The 14,538-nt window shown below is 60.5% G+C and carries 16 protein-coding genes; 11 read left to right on the forward strand and 5 right to left on the reverse strand.

What is annotated here, in order from left to right; genetic code table 11:
- Nucleotides 1-36 precede the first annotated feature (36 nt).
- Together KIT10_05715 and KIT10_05720 are read right to left on the reverse strand one after the other, a co-directional pair.
- Nucleotides 37-612: an ORF6N domain-containing protein gene (locus tag KIT10_05715; protein ID MCW5898750.1), complete on the reverse strand. Its 576-nt coding sequence runs from the start codon at nucleotides 610-612 to the stop codon at nucleotides 37-39.
- Nucleotides 609-1,226 carry an ORF6N domain-containing protein gene (locus KIT10_05720; GenBank protein MCW5898751.1) on the reverse strand — a complete coding sequence of 206 codons (618 nt, stop codon included), beginning with the start codon at nucleotides 1,224-1,226 and terminating at the stop codon, nucleotides 609-611. Before KIT10_05720 ends, KIT10_05715 begins: the two co-directional genes overlap by 4 nt.
- A gap of 413 nt (nucleotides 1,227-1,639) precedes the next feature.
- Between KIT10_05720 and dinB the strand changes: the two genes are divergently transcribed.
- Together dinB and KIT10_05730 are read left to right on the forward strand one after the other, a co-directional pair.
- The gene (dinB, locus tag KIT10_05725; GenBank protein ID MCW5898752.1) at nucleotides 1,640-2,857 is read left to right on the forward strand and encodes a DNA polymerase IV; all 1,218 of its coding nucleotides are present in this window, start codon (nucleotides 1,640-1,642) and stop codon (nucleotides 2,855-2,857) included.
- Between the two features lie 129 nt (nucleotides 2,858-2,986).
- Entirely contained in the window at nucleotides 2,987-3,652 is a 666-nt protein-coding gene (locus tag KIT10_05730; GenBank protein ID MCW5898753.1) for a four helix bundle suffix domain-containing protein, read from the forward strand.
- Nucleotides 3,653-3,900: 248 nt separating this feature from the next.
- Here the strand turns inward: KIT10_05730 and KIT10_05735 are convergent, their stop codons facing one another.
- The gene (locus KIT10_05735) at nucleotides 3,901-4,371 is read right to left on the reverse strand and encodes a hypothetical protein (protein MCW5898754.1); all 471 of its coding nucleotides are present in this window, start codon (nucleotides 4,369-4,371) and stop codon (nucleotides 3,901-3,903) included.
- Between the two features lie 142 nt (nucleotides 4,372-4,513).
- On the opposite strand from KIT10_05735, the gene KIT10_05740 reads away from it, so the two are divergent.
- Genes KIT10_05740 through KIT10_05755 form a run of 4 tightly spaced genes read left to right on the forward strand, consistent with a single transcriptional unit; the run spans nucleotide 4,514 to nucleotide 5,776 of the window.
- Nucleotides 4,514-4,924: a helix-turn-helix transcriptional regulator gene (locus KIT10_05740; GenBank protein MCW5898755.1), complete on the forward strand. Its 411-nt coding sequence runs from the start codon at nucleotides 4,514-4,516 to the stop codon at nucleotides 4,922-4,924.
- Between the two features lie 27 nt (nucleotides 4,925-4,951).
- Entirely contained in the window at nucleotides 4,952-5,164 is a 213-nt protein-coding gene (locus KIT10_05745; GenBank protein MCW5898756.1) for a restriction endonuclease, read from the forward strand.
- Between the two features lie 46 nt (nucleotides 5,165-5,210).
- Nucleotides 5,211-5,441 carry a DUF433 domain-containing protein gene (locus tag KIT10_05750; protein ID MCW5898757.1) on the forward strand — a complete coding sequence of 77 codons (231 nt, stop codon included), beginning with the start codon at nucleotides 5,211-5,213 and terminating at the stop codon, nucleotides 5,439-5,441.
- Complete coding sequence (locus KIT10_05755; GenBank protein MCW5898758.1) at nucleotides 5,438-5,776, forward strand: DUF5615 family PIN-like protein; 339 nt, start codon at nucleotides 5,438-5,440, stop codon at nucleotides 5,774-5,776. The genes KIT10_05750 and KIT10_05755 overlap by 4 nt, the downstream gene beginning before the upstream one ends.
- A 90-nt stretch (nucleotides 5,777-5,866) precedes the next feature.
- Here the strand turns inward: KIT10_05755 and KIT10_05760 are convergent, their stop codons facing one another.
- Nucleotides 5,867-7,357, reverse strand: coding sequence for a T9SS type A sorting domain-containing protein (locus tag KIT10_05760; GenBank protein ID MCW5898759.1), 1,491 nt, complete (start codon nucleotides 7,355-7,357; stop codon nucleotides 5,867-5,869).
- Nucleotides 7,358-7,462: 105 nt separating this feature from the next.
- Between KIT10_05760 and KIT10_05765 the strand changes: the two genes are divergently transcribed.
- The 5 genes from KIT10_05765 (at nucleotide 7,463) to KIT10_05785 (ending at nucleotide 14,010) form a co-directional block, all read left to right on the forward strand.
- Nucleotides 7,463-7,903: a transposase gene (locus KIT10_05765; protein MCW5898760.1), complete on the forward strand. Its 441-nt coding sequence runs from the start codon at nucleotides 7,463-7,465 to the stop codon at nucleotides 7,901-7,903.
- Entirely contained in the window at nucleotides 7,834-8,229 is a 396-nt protein-coding gene (locus KIT10_05770) for an IS5 family transposase (GenBank protein MCW5898761.1), read from the forward strand. The genes KIT10_05765 and KIT10_05770 overlap by 70 nt, the downstream gene beginning before the upstream one ends.
- Before the next feature lie 320 nt (nucleotides 8,230-8,549).
- Nucleotides 8,550-9,314 carry a hypothetical protein gene (locus KIT10_05775; protein ID MCW5898762.1) on the forward strand — a complete coding sequence of 255 codons (765 nt, stop codon included), beginning with the start codon at nucleotides 8,550-8,552 and terminating at the stop codon, nucleotides 9,312-9,314.
- 200 nt (nucleotides 9,315-9,514) lie between these two features.
- Nucleotides 9,515-10,405 carry an ABC transporter ATP-binding protein gene (locus KIT10_05780; GenBank protein ID MCW5898763.1) on the forward strand — a complete coding sequence of 297 codons (891 nt, stop codon included), beginning with the start codon at nucleotides 9,515-9,517 and terminating at the stop codon, nucleotides 10,403-10,405.
- Nucleotides 10,402-14,010, forward strand: a complete 3,609-nt coding sequence (locus tag KIT10_05785) for an ABC transporter permease (GenBank protein ID MCW5898764.1) — start codon at nucleotides 10,402-10,404, stop codon at nucleotides 14,008-14,010. Before KIT10_05780 ends, KIT10_05785 begins: the two co-directional genes overlap by 4 nt.
- Nucleotides 14,011-14,025: 15 nt before the next feature.
- Here the strand turns inward: KIT10_05785 and KIT10_05790 are convergent, their stop codons facing one another.
- Complete coding sequence (locus KIT10_05790) at nucleotides 14,026-14,538, reverse strand: hypothetical protein (GenBank protein ID MCW5898765.1); 513 nt, start codon at nucleotides 14,536-14,538, stop codon at nucleotides 14,026-14,028.

Raw genomic sequence — 14,538 nt, forward strand, 5'->3', positions numbered from 1 at the left:
GTTGACGGCTGACAGTTGCTTGGATGCGGGTGCGGGTCATGGGTCGTTGCGCTTGTAGCCGAGGGGGCGGCGCGGTGGTGCGGGCCGCTCGGTGAGCTCACGAAGGGCGCGCAGGATGGCGGCGATGTCCACATCGTGGCCATCGGCACGGGTCTCCAGCTGCTCCAGCTTGCGAAGAAGTTCCTGTTGGGTGAGCAGCACTTCGCGCATCCGCGTGAAGACGCGCATGATGTGGATGTTGACCAAGATGGCCTGCTCACTGTTCAGCACGCTGGAGAGCATGGCCACACCTTGCTCGGTGAAGGCCATGGGTGCATAACGCAACCCCATCCAGTCACCGGAATTGGAGGTGACAAATTGGCCCCTCCAATCATCGAACTCCTCCCTGGTCAGCTCGAACATGAAGTCCTCCGGGAAGCGGGTGCTGTTGCGCCGCACCTGGCGCTTGAGGTGTTTGGTCTCCACACCGTAGAGCTCGGCGAGGTCGCGGTCCAGCATCACCTTCTGGCCACGGATCACATGGATGCGGCCGGTGATGGCGGCATCGGGCGGGGCCACGGCGGTGTAGCGGGCGGGCGGCTCCTGGAGCAGAGTATCCGGGGCGGCGTTCATGCTTCGTCGGGTTTGAAGCCGATGCGCTTGCGCGGCTCGGAGGGTGGGGCCAGTAGTTGCTTGAGGTAGTCGAAGAGCACCTGGATGCCGGCGCCGTGCTCCCCCACCCTGCGCTCCAGTTGCTCCAGGCGCAGGAGGATGTCCTTGTGGGCGAGCATCACCTCGCGCATGCGCACGAAGAGGTCGATGATGCGGATGCTGACGGCGATGGCCCGCTCGCTGCGGAGCACGTTGGCCAGCATGAGGATGCCATGCTCGGTGAAGGCGAAGGGCGGGTACTTGCCGTGCTCGCCCTGCTTTAAGGTCACAATTTGTGATCTTAAAGCGTGGTCCTCCTCCAAGGTGAGCTCGAACATGAAGGTCTCGGGGAAGCGGTCCATGTTGCGGCGCACGGCCTGCTTGAGCACACGCACTTCCACACCATAGAGTTCGGCGAGGTCGCGGTCCAGCATGACGCGCTGGCCGCGGATGACATGGAGCTGGCCGAGGAGTTGCTCATCGGTGGGCACCGGGATGCCGTAATCGGCTGGTGGTTCCGCCACTACCAGATGCTCCAAGGGCAGGAGGTCCGTGTGGGGGGACTTGCGGAGGATGTTGACTGCCAGGGTTCCCATCATATCGCTGATCAGTTATCCGACGGACAAATGTAATGACTAAATTGTCGGATGCAATATGACGAGTAAACTGTCAATACAGGAGCGCGGATGAAGGGCGGATCAGAAGATCAGATGATCAGACGATCAGATAATGGGAATGCCTCCCGCCGAGGGCATGCTCTACCTCTGACAGATGCACCTGTAGCGCCGGGCGAACGTATGGGTGATGAACGAGGCTGCGCGCCCGGGATAGCAGCGGCGGCGCCCGGCCCGCTGGGCCTTGCGGAGGCGTGCTGCGAGGAGGCCCCGAGGAACGAGGGGACCCCGGAGCGCCGCCACCGCAGGCCTGGCAGGACGGGACCAAAGCGGATAGCCCGTGAGGCGCCCCCTTCACCGCCTTCACCGCCCTCCCCCCCTTCACCGCATTCCTGATGGAACGCACCATCCTACATCTGGACCTCAACACCTTCTTCGTTTCGGTGGAGCGCCTGCGCGAGCCGAAGCTGAACGGCCGACCGGTGTTGATCGGTGCCGATAGCGACCGCGGGGTGGTGGCCAGCTGCAGCTACGAGGCGCGGGCCTTCGGGGTGCGCAGCGCGATGCCGATGAAGATGGCCAAGCAGCTATGCCCGGAGGCGATCATCCTGCGGGGCGATAGTGGCGCGTACCTGAAGAAGAGCGATGAGGTGACGGAGATCATCCGCGCGAACGTGCCGCTGTTCGAGAAGAGCAGCGTGGACGAGTTCTACGTGGACCTGAGCGGTACCGATAAGTTCCACGGCAGTCGCAAGCTGGCGGTGGAGCTGCGGCAGAAGATCATCAAGGACAGCGGGCTGCCGAATTCGTTCGGGCTTAGCATCAATAAGACGGTGAGCAAGGTGGCCACCGGTGAGGCGAAACAAGGCGCGGGTGAATGGTATGTGGAGCGCGGCACGGAGAAACCCTTCCTGGCGCCGATGCCCATTGAGCGGATCCCCGGCGTGGGCGAGAAGACGGCGCACCTGTTGCGCAGCATGGGCGTGGCGAAGATCCATACGTTGCAGGAGCTGCAGGTGGACCTGATGCAGCGGTTGTTGGGCGAGCACGGCCCTGTGCTGTGGCGCAAGGCGAACGGTATTGATGATAGTCCGGTGATCGCGTGGCACGAGCGCAAGAGCATAAGCACCGAACGCACTTTTGAGCGCGACACGATCGATGTGGTGAAACTGAAAGGGCTGCTCACCGCCATGGCCGAGAGCCTCGCCTTCCAACTGCGCAAGGGCGACAAGCTCACCAGTTGCATCGCGGTGAAGATCCGTTATGCCGATTTCAATACGCACACCAAACAGATCCGCATCGGTTACACGGCCTGCGACCACATCATACTACCCGCGGTACACGACCTGTTCCGCGCGCTGTACGACCGGCGCCAACGGATCCGCTTGATCGGCGTGCGCTTCAGTCACCTGGTGGGCGGTGGGCACCAGATGGATGCCTTCACCGATACACAGGAGGCCATGAACCTGTACCAAGCGATGGACAAGATCCGCAAGCGTTTCGGCGACCGCACCGTGATGCGCGCGGCGGGTATGGATGCGAAGAGCATCGGGCGGATGGACAATCCGTTCGATGGGCAGGCGCCGGTGTTGTTGGCGAACAGGAGGAGCTAGGCCAAGGGTAAGGCACAAATGCAATGGACAAGAATGGACACAAATGGACCTGGGCGGATGGTAGGCGGAGGCGGGTCCATTCCCGTCCATTAGAGTCCATTTTAAACAAACGAAACTACTTTTAGAACCATGGGAAAGCCTACTCCAGAAAGCCCCAGCATCCTTCAACCCAGCGGCGGCTACGAGAAATTGGTGAGCTACCAAGTGGCCAAACTGCTCTACGCGGTGACCGTGCGTTTTGTGGACCGCTACATCCCGGCGGGCAGCCGCACGGCGGACCAGATGGAACAGGCTGCGCGCAGCGGTGAGCGCAACATTGGCGAAGGAAGTAAGATCAGCGCCACCACCAAGAAATTGGAACTGAACCTGACCAGTGTGGCACGTGCCAGCATCGACGAATTACGAAAGGATTACGAGGCGTATTTGGAGCACCGCAAACTGCCGCTGTGGGTGCCCATGGACCCGCGCCGAAAAGAGTTGAGCAACGCGCGCTGCAAAGATGCCGACGAGGTGGCCCGATGGATACAGATGGTGTGGCTGCGCGAAAAAGACGAACGCCTACAAGCGGTTGAAGGACCACGGACCGCACGCACGCCACGCACCGTGAAGGACCGTGCATACGCCGAACTGAGCGCGAACGTGGGACAGACACTGTGTAAGATCGCCATACACCTCCTGGACAAGCAAGTGAACAGCCAGGCCAGGGCCTTTGAGAAAGAGGGTGGATTCAGCGAACGGTTGCACAAGGTGCGCAGCGAGGCGAAGAGGCAGCAGCAGGCGAAAAGCGGGGCATAAATGAGGGCGTGCCCCCCTTCCCTCCCAACGTCCAGCGCGCGGGGTCGGGTGCTGCGCTGTAGCTGCTTCGGCCCGGCCTGCATCCACGGCGCTACGGTGGCTTCCTTCGGTCGCCTCCTCGCTGCACGTGGCTGCACAGCCGCTCCTTCAGCAGGCTGCCGCTGCGCCCCCTCACGCGGGACCCACGTACAACGAAAAGAGCCGTCCCTTGCAAGGAACGGCTCTTCACGCTTATCAGGCCACCAGGCTTACTCCTCAAGCCCGAAGTAGTCCCGCACTTCGTCGTAGTTCGTAACGTCCACGCCGCTATCTGTGATCATCCCTGAACTGGCGATCGCGACGACTTTCCAAACGGTCACTTGCGATGGCGCAGCAGCAGAATTCACCTCGATCTGAACCTGACCGGTACCATAGCCATAAAGCCATGTGACACCACTGATCGTCAACGGAATGGCCACCCACTGACTTCCAGATTGAAGATAAACAAGCACGGCACCAGTACTTGCGATGCCCGACGTAACAATCGGCACATTCCTGTTAATTGCATATCCACCACTGATCGAACTCCAATCTCCTGGGCTCGCACTAAATGTAAGCGACTGCACATTCGCATTTCCCTGCGGACCTTGAGGGCCAGCCGGCCCTTCCGGTCCTTCCTTGGTGCATGACGAGAGAAGTACTGCGCCACAGAAAAGCGCGATGGTCGATAGGGTTTTCATGGTGTTGGTCGGGGTATGTAATTCGCAACAGGTGCTGCGTTGCCGTCAAACATCGAAACCACATCACGTTGAACGACCCATATGCACACGATAGAATATCCGGCATCGCTGATAACTTAGCAGCCCTACATCCATCAAGACCATGCCGACCACCCCTTGGGCCAAGAAGCTGCGCCAACTCCGGGCCGTACACAACTACACCCAGGACTATGTGGCCAAGGAGCTCGGAATCCGCCAGAACAGCTACAGTCTTTATGAGACCGGCACGACCGAGCCCACTGAAGAACGGCTCGCACAGATCGCAGCCATCTACAGCATGTCACTGGACGAGCTGAAGGAGTGGCAACCGGGAGCTGTCAACCAGTCACACAACAATGTGGCGAACGCATATACGACCATTGAGCATCAGCACGCATTCGATAAGGTTGTCCTGCAAGAATTGCTGGTACGATTGGACAGGCGTTCTGAGGAATCCGAACGGCTGAATGCTGAGCTAATCCAAATGAACCAACGCTTGATGGGAATTCTTGAGCGCTTGGGCTTGGACCGATAGGGCGCTACACCGCCATCGTCAACACCGCTGGCCGGGCAGGGCGCCAAGAAGGGCATCTTCATCACCACCTCTTCCTTCACCAAGGAGGCGCGTGAGTACCAGCCCCGCAACGAGACCAAGATCGTCCTGCTCGACGGTGAAGAACTCACCCAACTGATGATCGACCACGACCTCGGTGTCACCACCCAGCGCACCTATGCAGTAAAGCGCATCGACAGCGACTTCTTCGGGGATGAGTGATACGCACCCTTTATATCACCGTATCTTTCGGCTACAGAAGCCCACCATGGACTACTATAAACTCATCACCATCGATCCCGAGCGGCGCAGCGGCAAGCCGTGCATCCGCGACACGCGCATGACCGTGGGTGACGTGCTGGGCTACCTGGCCAGCGGTATGACACCCGAGGCGATCGTGGCCGAGTTCCCCAATATCACCGATGAGGACATCCGGGCCTGCCTGGCTTTCGCGGCCGACCGCGAGAAGCGCATCGTGGTCGTCACGCCGGCCGCATGAAATTCCTGGTCGATCAGAACCTACCTCCACGCCTCGCGCAGGTGCTCAACGGTCGCTTTCCAGGATCCAGCCATGTGATCCCGCTTCGCATGGACCGTGCGCGCGATCTTCAGATATGGCGCAATGCGAAAGAGCAAGGGTATGCTCTGCTCACCCGTGATGACGACTTCCACCAATTGAGCATGCTGCATGGTGCTCCACCAAAGGTGGTTTTCCTGGCCAATGCAGAAGGCGATGCAGCGGACCTTGCGCGCTTCGTGGCTGAGCAACTGGATACCATCGCGCGGTTCATGGAAGATCCGGAGAGCAGCCTCTTGCTCATCAGAAGACCTTGACGGTCACGGAATGATCAATGTCCAACTGGCACTGCGCATCAATTGGCCATTGACCATTGGAGATCGATCATTGGGAATTCCCACAAGGCACTACTCCACCACCACCCTTACCGCATCCCCCCTCGCCGTACGCAGGAGATAAAGTCCCGCCGAAAGCGCGGCCACATCGATGCTATTACGTCCGGGGGCCAAGGTGATGATCCGCACCCGCTGACCTGCACTGTTAAGCAATTCGGCAGTCACCACCGTTGTTCCATCCAGTTCCGCGTAGAGCATATTGGCAGCCGGGTTCGGCCATACCTGCATCGCTCCCTGTGCAAGCGTATCCCCCAAACCCATGGATAGCACACTGATGCGCCCGAAGACCGCAGCCTGCACACTGTCGCTGTTCACGGTGAACGGCCCGAACGTGAGCTCGCCGGAGACATGTGAAACGAAGTGGACAGCATCTGCTTCGGCACTGGCCGTGATGGACTGCCCGGTAACGAACCAGGTGCTGGGACCACTGCTGGCCGCCCACTGCGGGCTACCATCCGGATCGAAGGCCACCACCGTGAGGCGGCGATCGGTGATCACCGGCCCGCCACTGACCACGCCGGTGGTCCACTCCACCGAGCCTCGTGTTACACCGGTGAAGTAGACGTTGTGGCCCGCATCCACCGCGATGCAGGGACCCTGTGCGCGTTCGATATCCCCGGTGATGCCCCCTCCGGATGAGTGTGTTTCCCGGCCCCAATGGAACTGGCCCGTGCTATCGAGCATGGCGATGAACACATCCGATCCCCAGTCCATGCCTTCGAATTGCAGGCCGGGCCACACTTCGCCGTCCAGGTGGAGTTGACCCGCCAGGTATGCGTGTCCATCGCTCGTGGCGACAACAGTGGGATCGGTGAAGGTGACATCCGTCCCGAATTCAGCGAAACCGGCCGTGCCATCCGGCCGGTAGCGCAACACGAACATGTTGTAGCCCTCGGCGCTTGCCACCGGAAAGTCCTGGCCGCCGAACGTGAGCGTACCATTCTCGCAGGAACCACTCACGTATAGTCCACCCCAGGGGTCGAAGCTGATGGTGCCGAAGCGCCGGATGCCATCTATCGTGCGCACCTCAACATCCTCGCCGAAGAAATCAACCCGCACAATGTGGCCCTGGCTGAATTCCATGGCGCTGTACCACAGGTTGCCTTCGGGGTCCACGGCCAGGGCGGCCGGTTCCAGGATGTCCGGGAAGTCCAGGTCCAGGTTGCGGCTCCAAAGCGGCTGGCCGGTATTGAGGTTCCAGGCCATCACGAAGTGGTTCACCGTGAAGGCGCCACCGAGACCGGCCAACTGGGATCCATCGCAGAACGCCAGTGCATCGCCCATGAAGCTTCCGGAGAAATAAGCGATACCGACAGGGCTCACCACTGCTGCACCCACGGAAACGGAGTCGGACAGGATGCACGACTGCCACGTATCGCCCGTGGCCGGATCAAGCTGCTCCAGCGCGACCGTACCGAAGACGGTACTGCCGTATATGATCGAAACGGTCTCCGTATGCATGCTCACCAGATGCTCAGGTGCCGAGGCGAGAGGCCATCTCAAAAATAGTTGAGGTGTCCTGAGCCATGAACAACGGGCGTTTGACAACCGAAGAAGGGAGGGTCTTGATCCTTTCACCGTGCATGTCCTCTTTCGATGTCCAAAACGATGGACTGCACGGACGCCCAGTGGGAAGCGGTCAAGGACCTGCTCTCACCTATTCAAGAGAGGACCGAGACGCGTGGCAGGAAGCCACTGGATGCTCGGGAGGTGTTCAATGGGGTATTATGGATCTGCCGGACAGGAGCCAGATGGCAGGATCTTCCACCGCGCTACCCTCCTTACCAGTCGTGCCATCGGTACTTCCAGCGCTGGTGTCAGCAGGGCGTATGGGACAAGGTGCTGTGGGCCTTGGCGCAGGACCTCAAACGAAGAGGGAAGATCGACATCACAGAATGCTTCATCGATGGCACCTTCTCCAGTGCCAAAAAAGGGGGCTCCATATCGGCCCGACTAAGCGAGGTAAAGGCACCAAGATCATGGTCGTCACAGACGCTGCTGGTCTTCCTATCGCCGTACGGACCTTCGGAGCCAGCACCCACGAAGTGAAGCTCGTGACCCAAACGCTGGCCGCGCGTTTCATGGAAGAATTGCCCCAAGTGCTCATCGGCGACAAGGCCTACGATAGCGATCAGCTCGATCGCAAGCTCAAGCGCAGGAAGGTCCGCATGATCGCACCGAACCGCGCAGGGCGTTCAAAATCCCAAGATGGAAGGGAGCTTCGCAGATACAAGCGGAGATGGAAGGTGGAGCGATGCTTCGCCTGGCTCAACAACTTCAGGCGTACTGTGGTCCGCTACGAGTATCACAGCATCAACTTCCTGGGCTTCGTCCAGCTCGCTTGTGCCATGATCCTCATGCGCAAACTATTTTGAGATGGCTTCGATCGTGTGGCGCGGCATGCCAGGGTTCAGGTCGAATGCGACCGGATCGCTGCGAAGCCAGTCGACCTGCTGGGCGTGTATGGTACCGATGAAAAGGCAGGCAGCAAGGAGTGGGATGTGGCGCATGGACGATGTGTTCGAGGGGTAGACGCATCAAACCCAGGAAACGTCCCCTGCGCATAAAACCGATCTGCGAACGGTACATCACGCGCATCAACACCATTCAGCACAACAACAAGCCGATACGAGCGGACAATGGCCTGCCAAAAGCACCGCGTGATCGTACTGGATCGCCTGCCTATCTTCCCCTCATGTTCCCAGCGACCCTCCTTCTGATCTACTTCCTTTCAGGTGCGCCAGCAGACTGCCCGGTAGCCGCACCTTCCCTTGTACACCAGCCAGATAGTATCCGCTTCACGGACCTGTTCACGATGGAGATCGCTGAATATGAAGGGAAGCCTTACCTGAACACCGGGATCGATAGCATGCTTGGCCATGCCGATCTGGAAGCCCGGTTCTCGGCACTTTGGGCTTATCACGCCTACCTCTATGACAACTATGCCGAAGCATTTCGCCGCGAGCGGGAGCTGCTGAAGCTCCACCCGGATACCTATGCCGTCCGGGCAGGTTATGATGACCTTCTGATGGCCGACACCGCCTTCCAACGCTTGATGGCACCGAGTCTCCGTGGGGTCCGCGTCGCACCGCTGCACATCGACAGTGCCATACGGATCACCGCGCACTTCTACTATGTACACCGCGAAGGGCCGAAGGTGGTGACCCACGTGTGTACCGGGATCAACCGTGTCCTGGACCTGGGCACTTCATTCGATGCAGCACACCACGCCGCGTTCGGCTACATGGTGGTCCGCAACATGGACGATCCGTACGCGCCCTACACGCCGGTGATCGAGCCCTTCCGTCAAGAGCTGCGCGCGGACCCATCCGATGAGCGGGTGAAGGAATTGGAACAGCTGGTCTATGAGCGCATGGCCCAGAGTGCTGAACTACGCGCCGCGATCATTGCGGAGTACGAGCGCAATACGGAGTACCTGCCTTTCGAGCTGCTACTGTAACCAATCGAAAGGATCGCCGTCCCATCTGAAGATCTGGGCGGTGTCGCAGTAACCCCACGGGCGGTGTCGCAATTACCCCCCCGGGCGGGGCGCCCGGGGGGACAACACCGCCCATCGCCCCGTCGGCACCGCTCATGTAAACCACCTTCTTCCTATCCGTTCGATCCCCATCTTGCACCCTGCAACTCAACCCGCATTCCATGGAACTCACCATCACCGGCCTTAGCAAAACCTACGGCAACGGCGTGAAAGCGCTGGACAACGTCAGCCTGCACATCCCCACCGGCATGTTCGGCCTGCTGGGCCCCAACGGCGCCGGCAAGAGCACGCTGATGCGCATCCTGGCCACCTTGCAGGAGGCAGACAGCGGCACGGCCATGCTCGGCACGATCGATGTGCTCAACGACAAGGAAGCCGTACGCAAAGTGCTGGGCTACCTGCCACAGGAATTCGGGGTATACCCGCGGGTGAGCGCCTACGAGATGCTGGACCACATCGCGCTGCTGAAAGGCGTTGTGGACAAGGGCCCGCGCAAGGAACTGGTGGAGGCTCTGCTGCAACGCGTGAACCTATGGGAACATCGCAAACGACGGATCAGCGGTTTCAGTGGTGGTATGAAGCAGCGCTTCGGCATCGCGCAATCGCTCATCGGTGATCCCAAACTGATCATCGTGGACGAGCCCACGGCCGGCCTCGACCCCGGCGAGCGCAACCGCTTCTACAACCTGCTCACCGAGATCGGCGAGAACGTGGTGGTGATCCTCAGCACCCACATCGTGCAGGACGTGCAGGAACTCTGCAACAACATGGCGATCATCAACCTGGGCAAGCTGCTGTATGCCGGTCCGCCGAACGATGCGCTGAAGGCCATGAAGGGCAAAGTGTGGGAGAAGGCCATTGGCAAACATGAACTTGAGCAGTACGCCACCACGCACACATTGATCAGCAACAAGTTGGTGGCCGGACGGCCGATCATCCACGTGATGAGCGAAGGTGTGCCGGGGGACGGATTTGTGAGCGCCGAGCCCAGCCTGGAGGATGTGTTCTTCGGAGCCATCCACCGCAGCAACCGCGAAACCGCAGCAGCATGATCCTCCGCTTCTTCCTCTTCGAGGTGCGCTACTGGCTCCGCCAGCCCATGGCGTACATCTTCATCGCGCTGATCGCCTTCCTCACAGGTGCGGCCGTGGTGAGCGACAACGTGCAGATCGGCATGGCCGTGGGCAACGTGTTGAAGAACGCGCCCTACCTCGTGTACCTCTGGTACGCCACCTGGAGCACACTGGGCCTGCTGCTGGTCACCGCCTTCGTGAACGCCACGGCCATCCGGGACTTCACCAGCAACACGGCTCAGATCGTCTTCAGCACGCCGGTATCGAAGGCCAGCTACCTCATCGGCAAATTCCTGGGCAGCACCTTCGTGGCATTGCTCCCCATGCTGGGCGTGAGCCTGGGCATCGTGGTGGGCAGTTGGTGGCCGGGCATCGACGAGGTACGCGTGGGGCCCAACCTGATGGTGCATCACCTGCAGGCCATCCTGCTCTTCGCCATCCCCAATGTGCTCTTCTGCGCCTGCATCATTTTCGCCGTGGCGGTGCTTCTGCGCAGCACCATGGCCGCCTTCATCACCGCGATCGCGTTGTTGGTGGGCTTCAGCATCGCGGGGGCGTTCACCAGCGACCTGGAGAACGAGTACATCGGTGCCATGGTCGATCCCTTTGGCGGATCAGCCTTTGAAATGGCCACCAAATACTGGACGGTGGAGGACAAGAACACGCAGGTTCTGCCCGCTGCCGGTGTGATGCTCTGGAACCGCCTGCTCTGGATCGCGGTGAGCGTGGGTGTCTTCCTTTTCGGCTTCTGGCGCTTCTCCTTCACGGACCGCGTGCAGAAAGCCAAGACCGCCGAGGTTGATGGCAACGGACAGTCCTCCTACGCGCATGTGCCCCTGCCCAAGGTGGCGCAACGCTTCGACGCCAGGGCGCGTCGCAGGTGGTTCACCTCCCTCTACTGGGGCGATGTGAAAGGCATCCTGAAAAGCACGCCCTTCATCCTCATCATGTCGCTGGGGCTGGTGCAGCTCTTCGTGTCCCTGGCCTTCGTTACCGAACTCTATGGCAACACCACCTACCCGGTCACCTACAACGTGGCCGATGCCATCCAGGGCGGGCTCTTCATCTACCTGATCATCATCGTCACCTTCTATGCCGGGCAATTGATATGGAAGGAGCGCGATCCACGCATCGACGGCATCACCAACGCGCTGCCCATGGCAACTGGCACAGGCCTGCTGGCCAAGTTCGCGGCACTCGTCACCGTCATTGTCGTGGTGATGTGCTTCGCCACGTTGGCGGGCATGGTCACCCAACTGCTGAACGGATATACGCGGCTGCAGCCCATGGTGTACCTCACCTACCTGATCATACCTACCACGCTCGGTTTCGCATTCTTCGCGGCCATGGCGATGTTCGTGCATGTCGTGGTGAACAACAAGTACCTGGGATACTTCGTGTTCATCCTGCTGGTGGTGCTGAACATCTTCGGGTGGAGCGCATTGGATGTGGAGTCGAACCTGGTACGGCTGAGTGGTTCCTCCGGGCTCACGTACTCGGACATGAACGGCTTCGGGCCCTACCTGCCGGGCTGGCTGTTCTTCCGCAGCTATTGGATGGTCTTCGCAGCGATCCTGTTGTTCGCGGCCTGGCTCTTCCTGGTGCGCGGCAACGATACCGCCATGCACTGGCGCTGGCACAATGCGAAACAGCGCTTCGCAATAGCCAAACTGCCCGGCATCGCGATGGTCCTGCTCTTCGGCGCAATGGCCGCCTTGGGCTACTACAACACCAAGGTGCTCAATGAATACACCACCAGCGACGAGCAGGAGCAACAGCAGGTGGACTACGAGAAGCAGTACAAACGCTTCCAAGGGATGGAGCAGCCGCACTACACGGCGGTGGAGTTCACCATCGACCTGGAGCCGGAGAACCGGGCCATGCGCTACACCGCCGCGATAACCCTGCGCAACAAGAGCGAGCGGCCCATTGACACCCTCTACCTGAGCCTGCCCGAGCGCATGCACCGGAACCCATCCGGCCTGCAGGTGGAGATACCCGGTGCGACCGTGGTCCTCGACGATGACTTCATGAAGCAGCGCATGTATCGCCTCTCACCGCCCCTCGCACCCGGCGCCGACCTGCGCCTCACGGTAAAGGGCGGCTATGCCGCCAAGGGCTTCGAGAACCGTGTGTCCTTCACCGGCATCGTGCAGAACGGCAGCTTCTTCAACAACATGGACCTCCTGCCGGTGATAGGCTACCAGGCCGACTTCGAGTTGAAGGACAAGAACGATCGCAAGAAGTACGAACTGCCACCCAACCGCCGCACCCCGCTGCTCACCGAGGATCCGGATCAACGCCGGCACAACTACCTCGTGCGCCACAGCGACTGGGTGGAGGTGAGCACCACCATCAGCACCGCGCCGGACCAGATCGCCATCGCGCCCGGCAGCCTGGTGAAGGAATGGACGGACAATGGCCGCCGCTTCTTCCGCTACGAAGTGGACCACCCCTCGCTGAACTTCTACAGCTTCATGAGCGCCCGTTATGAGGTGGCCCGCGAGAAACTCGGCGATGTGGACATCGAGGTGTACTACCACAAGGACCACGGGGTGAACGTGCCGCGCATGCTCAACAGCATGAAGCGGACGATCGCCTATGCCGGTGAGCGGTTCGGACCGTACAGGCACAAGCAGGCGCGCATCATCGAGTTCCCGCGCTACGCCAGCTTCGCGCAGGCCTTCCCCGGCACCATGCCCTACAGCGAGGCCATCGGCTTCATCACCGATCTGCGCAAGCCAGAGGACATCGACCCGGTGTTCTATGTGGTGGCGCACGAAGTGGGGCACCAGTGGTGGGCGCACCAGGTGATCGGTGCCGTGATGCAGGGTGCCACGCTGCTGAGCGAGAGCATGGCCCAGTACACCGCGCTCATGGTGATGGAGCAGGAGTACGGCCGGCCACACATGCGGAAGTTCATGAAGTACGAGGCCGACAAGTACCAGAACGCGCGCGGCAGCGAGGCCATCGGAGAATCGCCTTTGCTTACCGTGGAGAACCAGGGCTACATCCATTACAACAAGGGCAGCGTGATGCTCTATGGCCTGCGCGAGTTCCTCGGTGAGGAGGTGCTGAACCAAGCCTTCGCGCACATGGTGGACAGTTTCGGCTATGCCGAGCCACCCTACCCCACCTCGCTGGACATGTACCGCGCCATGCGGTCCATCACACCGGACAGCCTGCTGTACCTGCTGGACGACAACATCAAGCACATCACGTTGTACAACAACGCCGTGCAGGAGGCCAGGGCAAGCATGAACACCGACAGCAGCTGGACCGTGGAGGTGCTCATCACCGCCGCCAAGATGCACAGCGATTCCCTGGGCATGGAGACCGAAGCACCCATGAATGATTGGATGGACGTGGCCGTGATGCCCAAGATGCGTTTCGGCAAGGACAAGGAAATGAATGACATCCCCTTGGCGCGTCAACGGTTGAAACTGCGCACGGGAGAGAATCGGATCACCTTCCAAGTGAAGGAAAGACCCGGCTCCGTGGTGATCGATCCCGACCACCTGTTCTTCGACCGGCTGCCGGCGGACAACAGGAAGAAGGTGGAGGTGGCTGATGCAGGAACTTGAAGATGACGCGGATGGTCAACGGCCATTGACCTCTTCCTTGCGCAGCTGCCGCTTGCCTGGATACTTCGCCACGAACTCCACGCGTGCGGGTCCGGCCCCATCGAAGGCCGGGTACCAGAAGCTGCCCTGCACCGGCGCGACCTTCGGTGTGTAGCCCCTGCCACGCACGGTGCGGAACCAGCCCGTGATGGCCATGCCACCGACGTGCACACCTTCGAAGAGCAGGCGATACGGAGGCTCCATGTCCTTCGCGCGATCCGGTGAAAGAAAGACCACCTGGCCATGGTAGCCGGAGCGCTTCAGGTAGTGCTCCTGCCCTGCTGCGTTGAGACCCTCCGGCATCACCACCCACAAGGTGGCCTTGCCATCCTCCGGCGATCCCGAGAAGACCTGACCGAAAGGCCCATGGTCCGTAATGACCATGGCGATGGCGAGGAACATCTGCAACTCGAGCTCCTCCTGGGCCGAAGCACCGGTGCTGAGCACAAGTGATGTGAGCAGGGGCAGGATGGCGACCGAGCGCGGCAT

Source organism: Flavobacteriales bacterium (assembly GCA_026129465.1).
Taxonomy (GTDB): Bacteria; Bacteroidota; Bacteroidia; order Flavobacteriales_F; family PHOS-HE28; genus PHOS-HE28.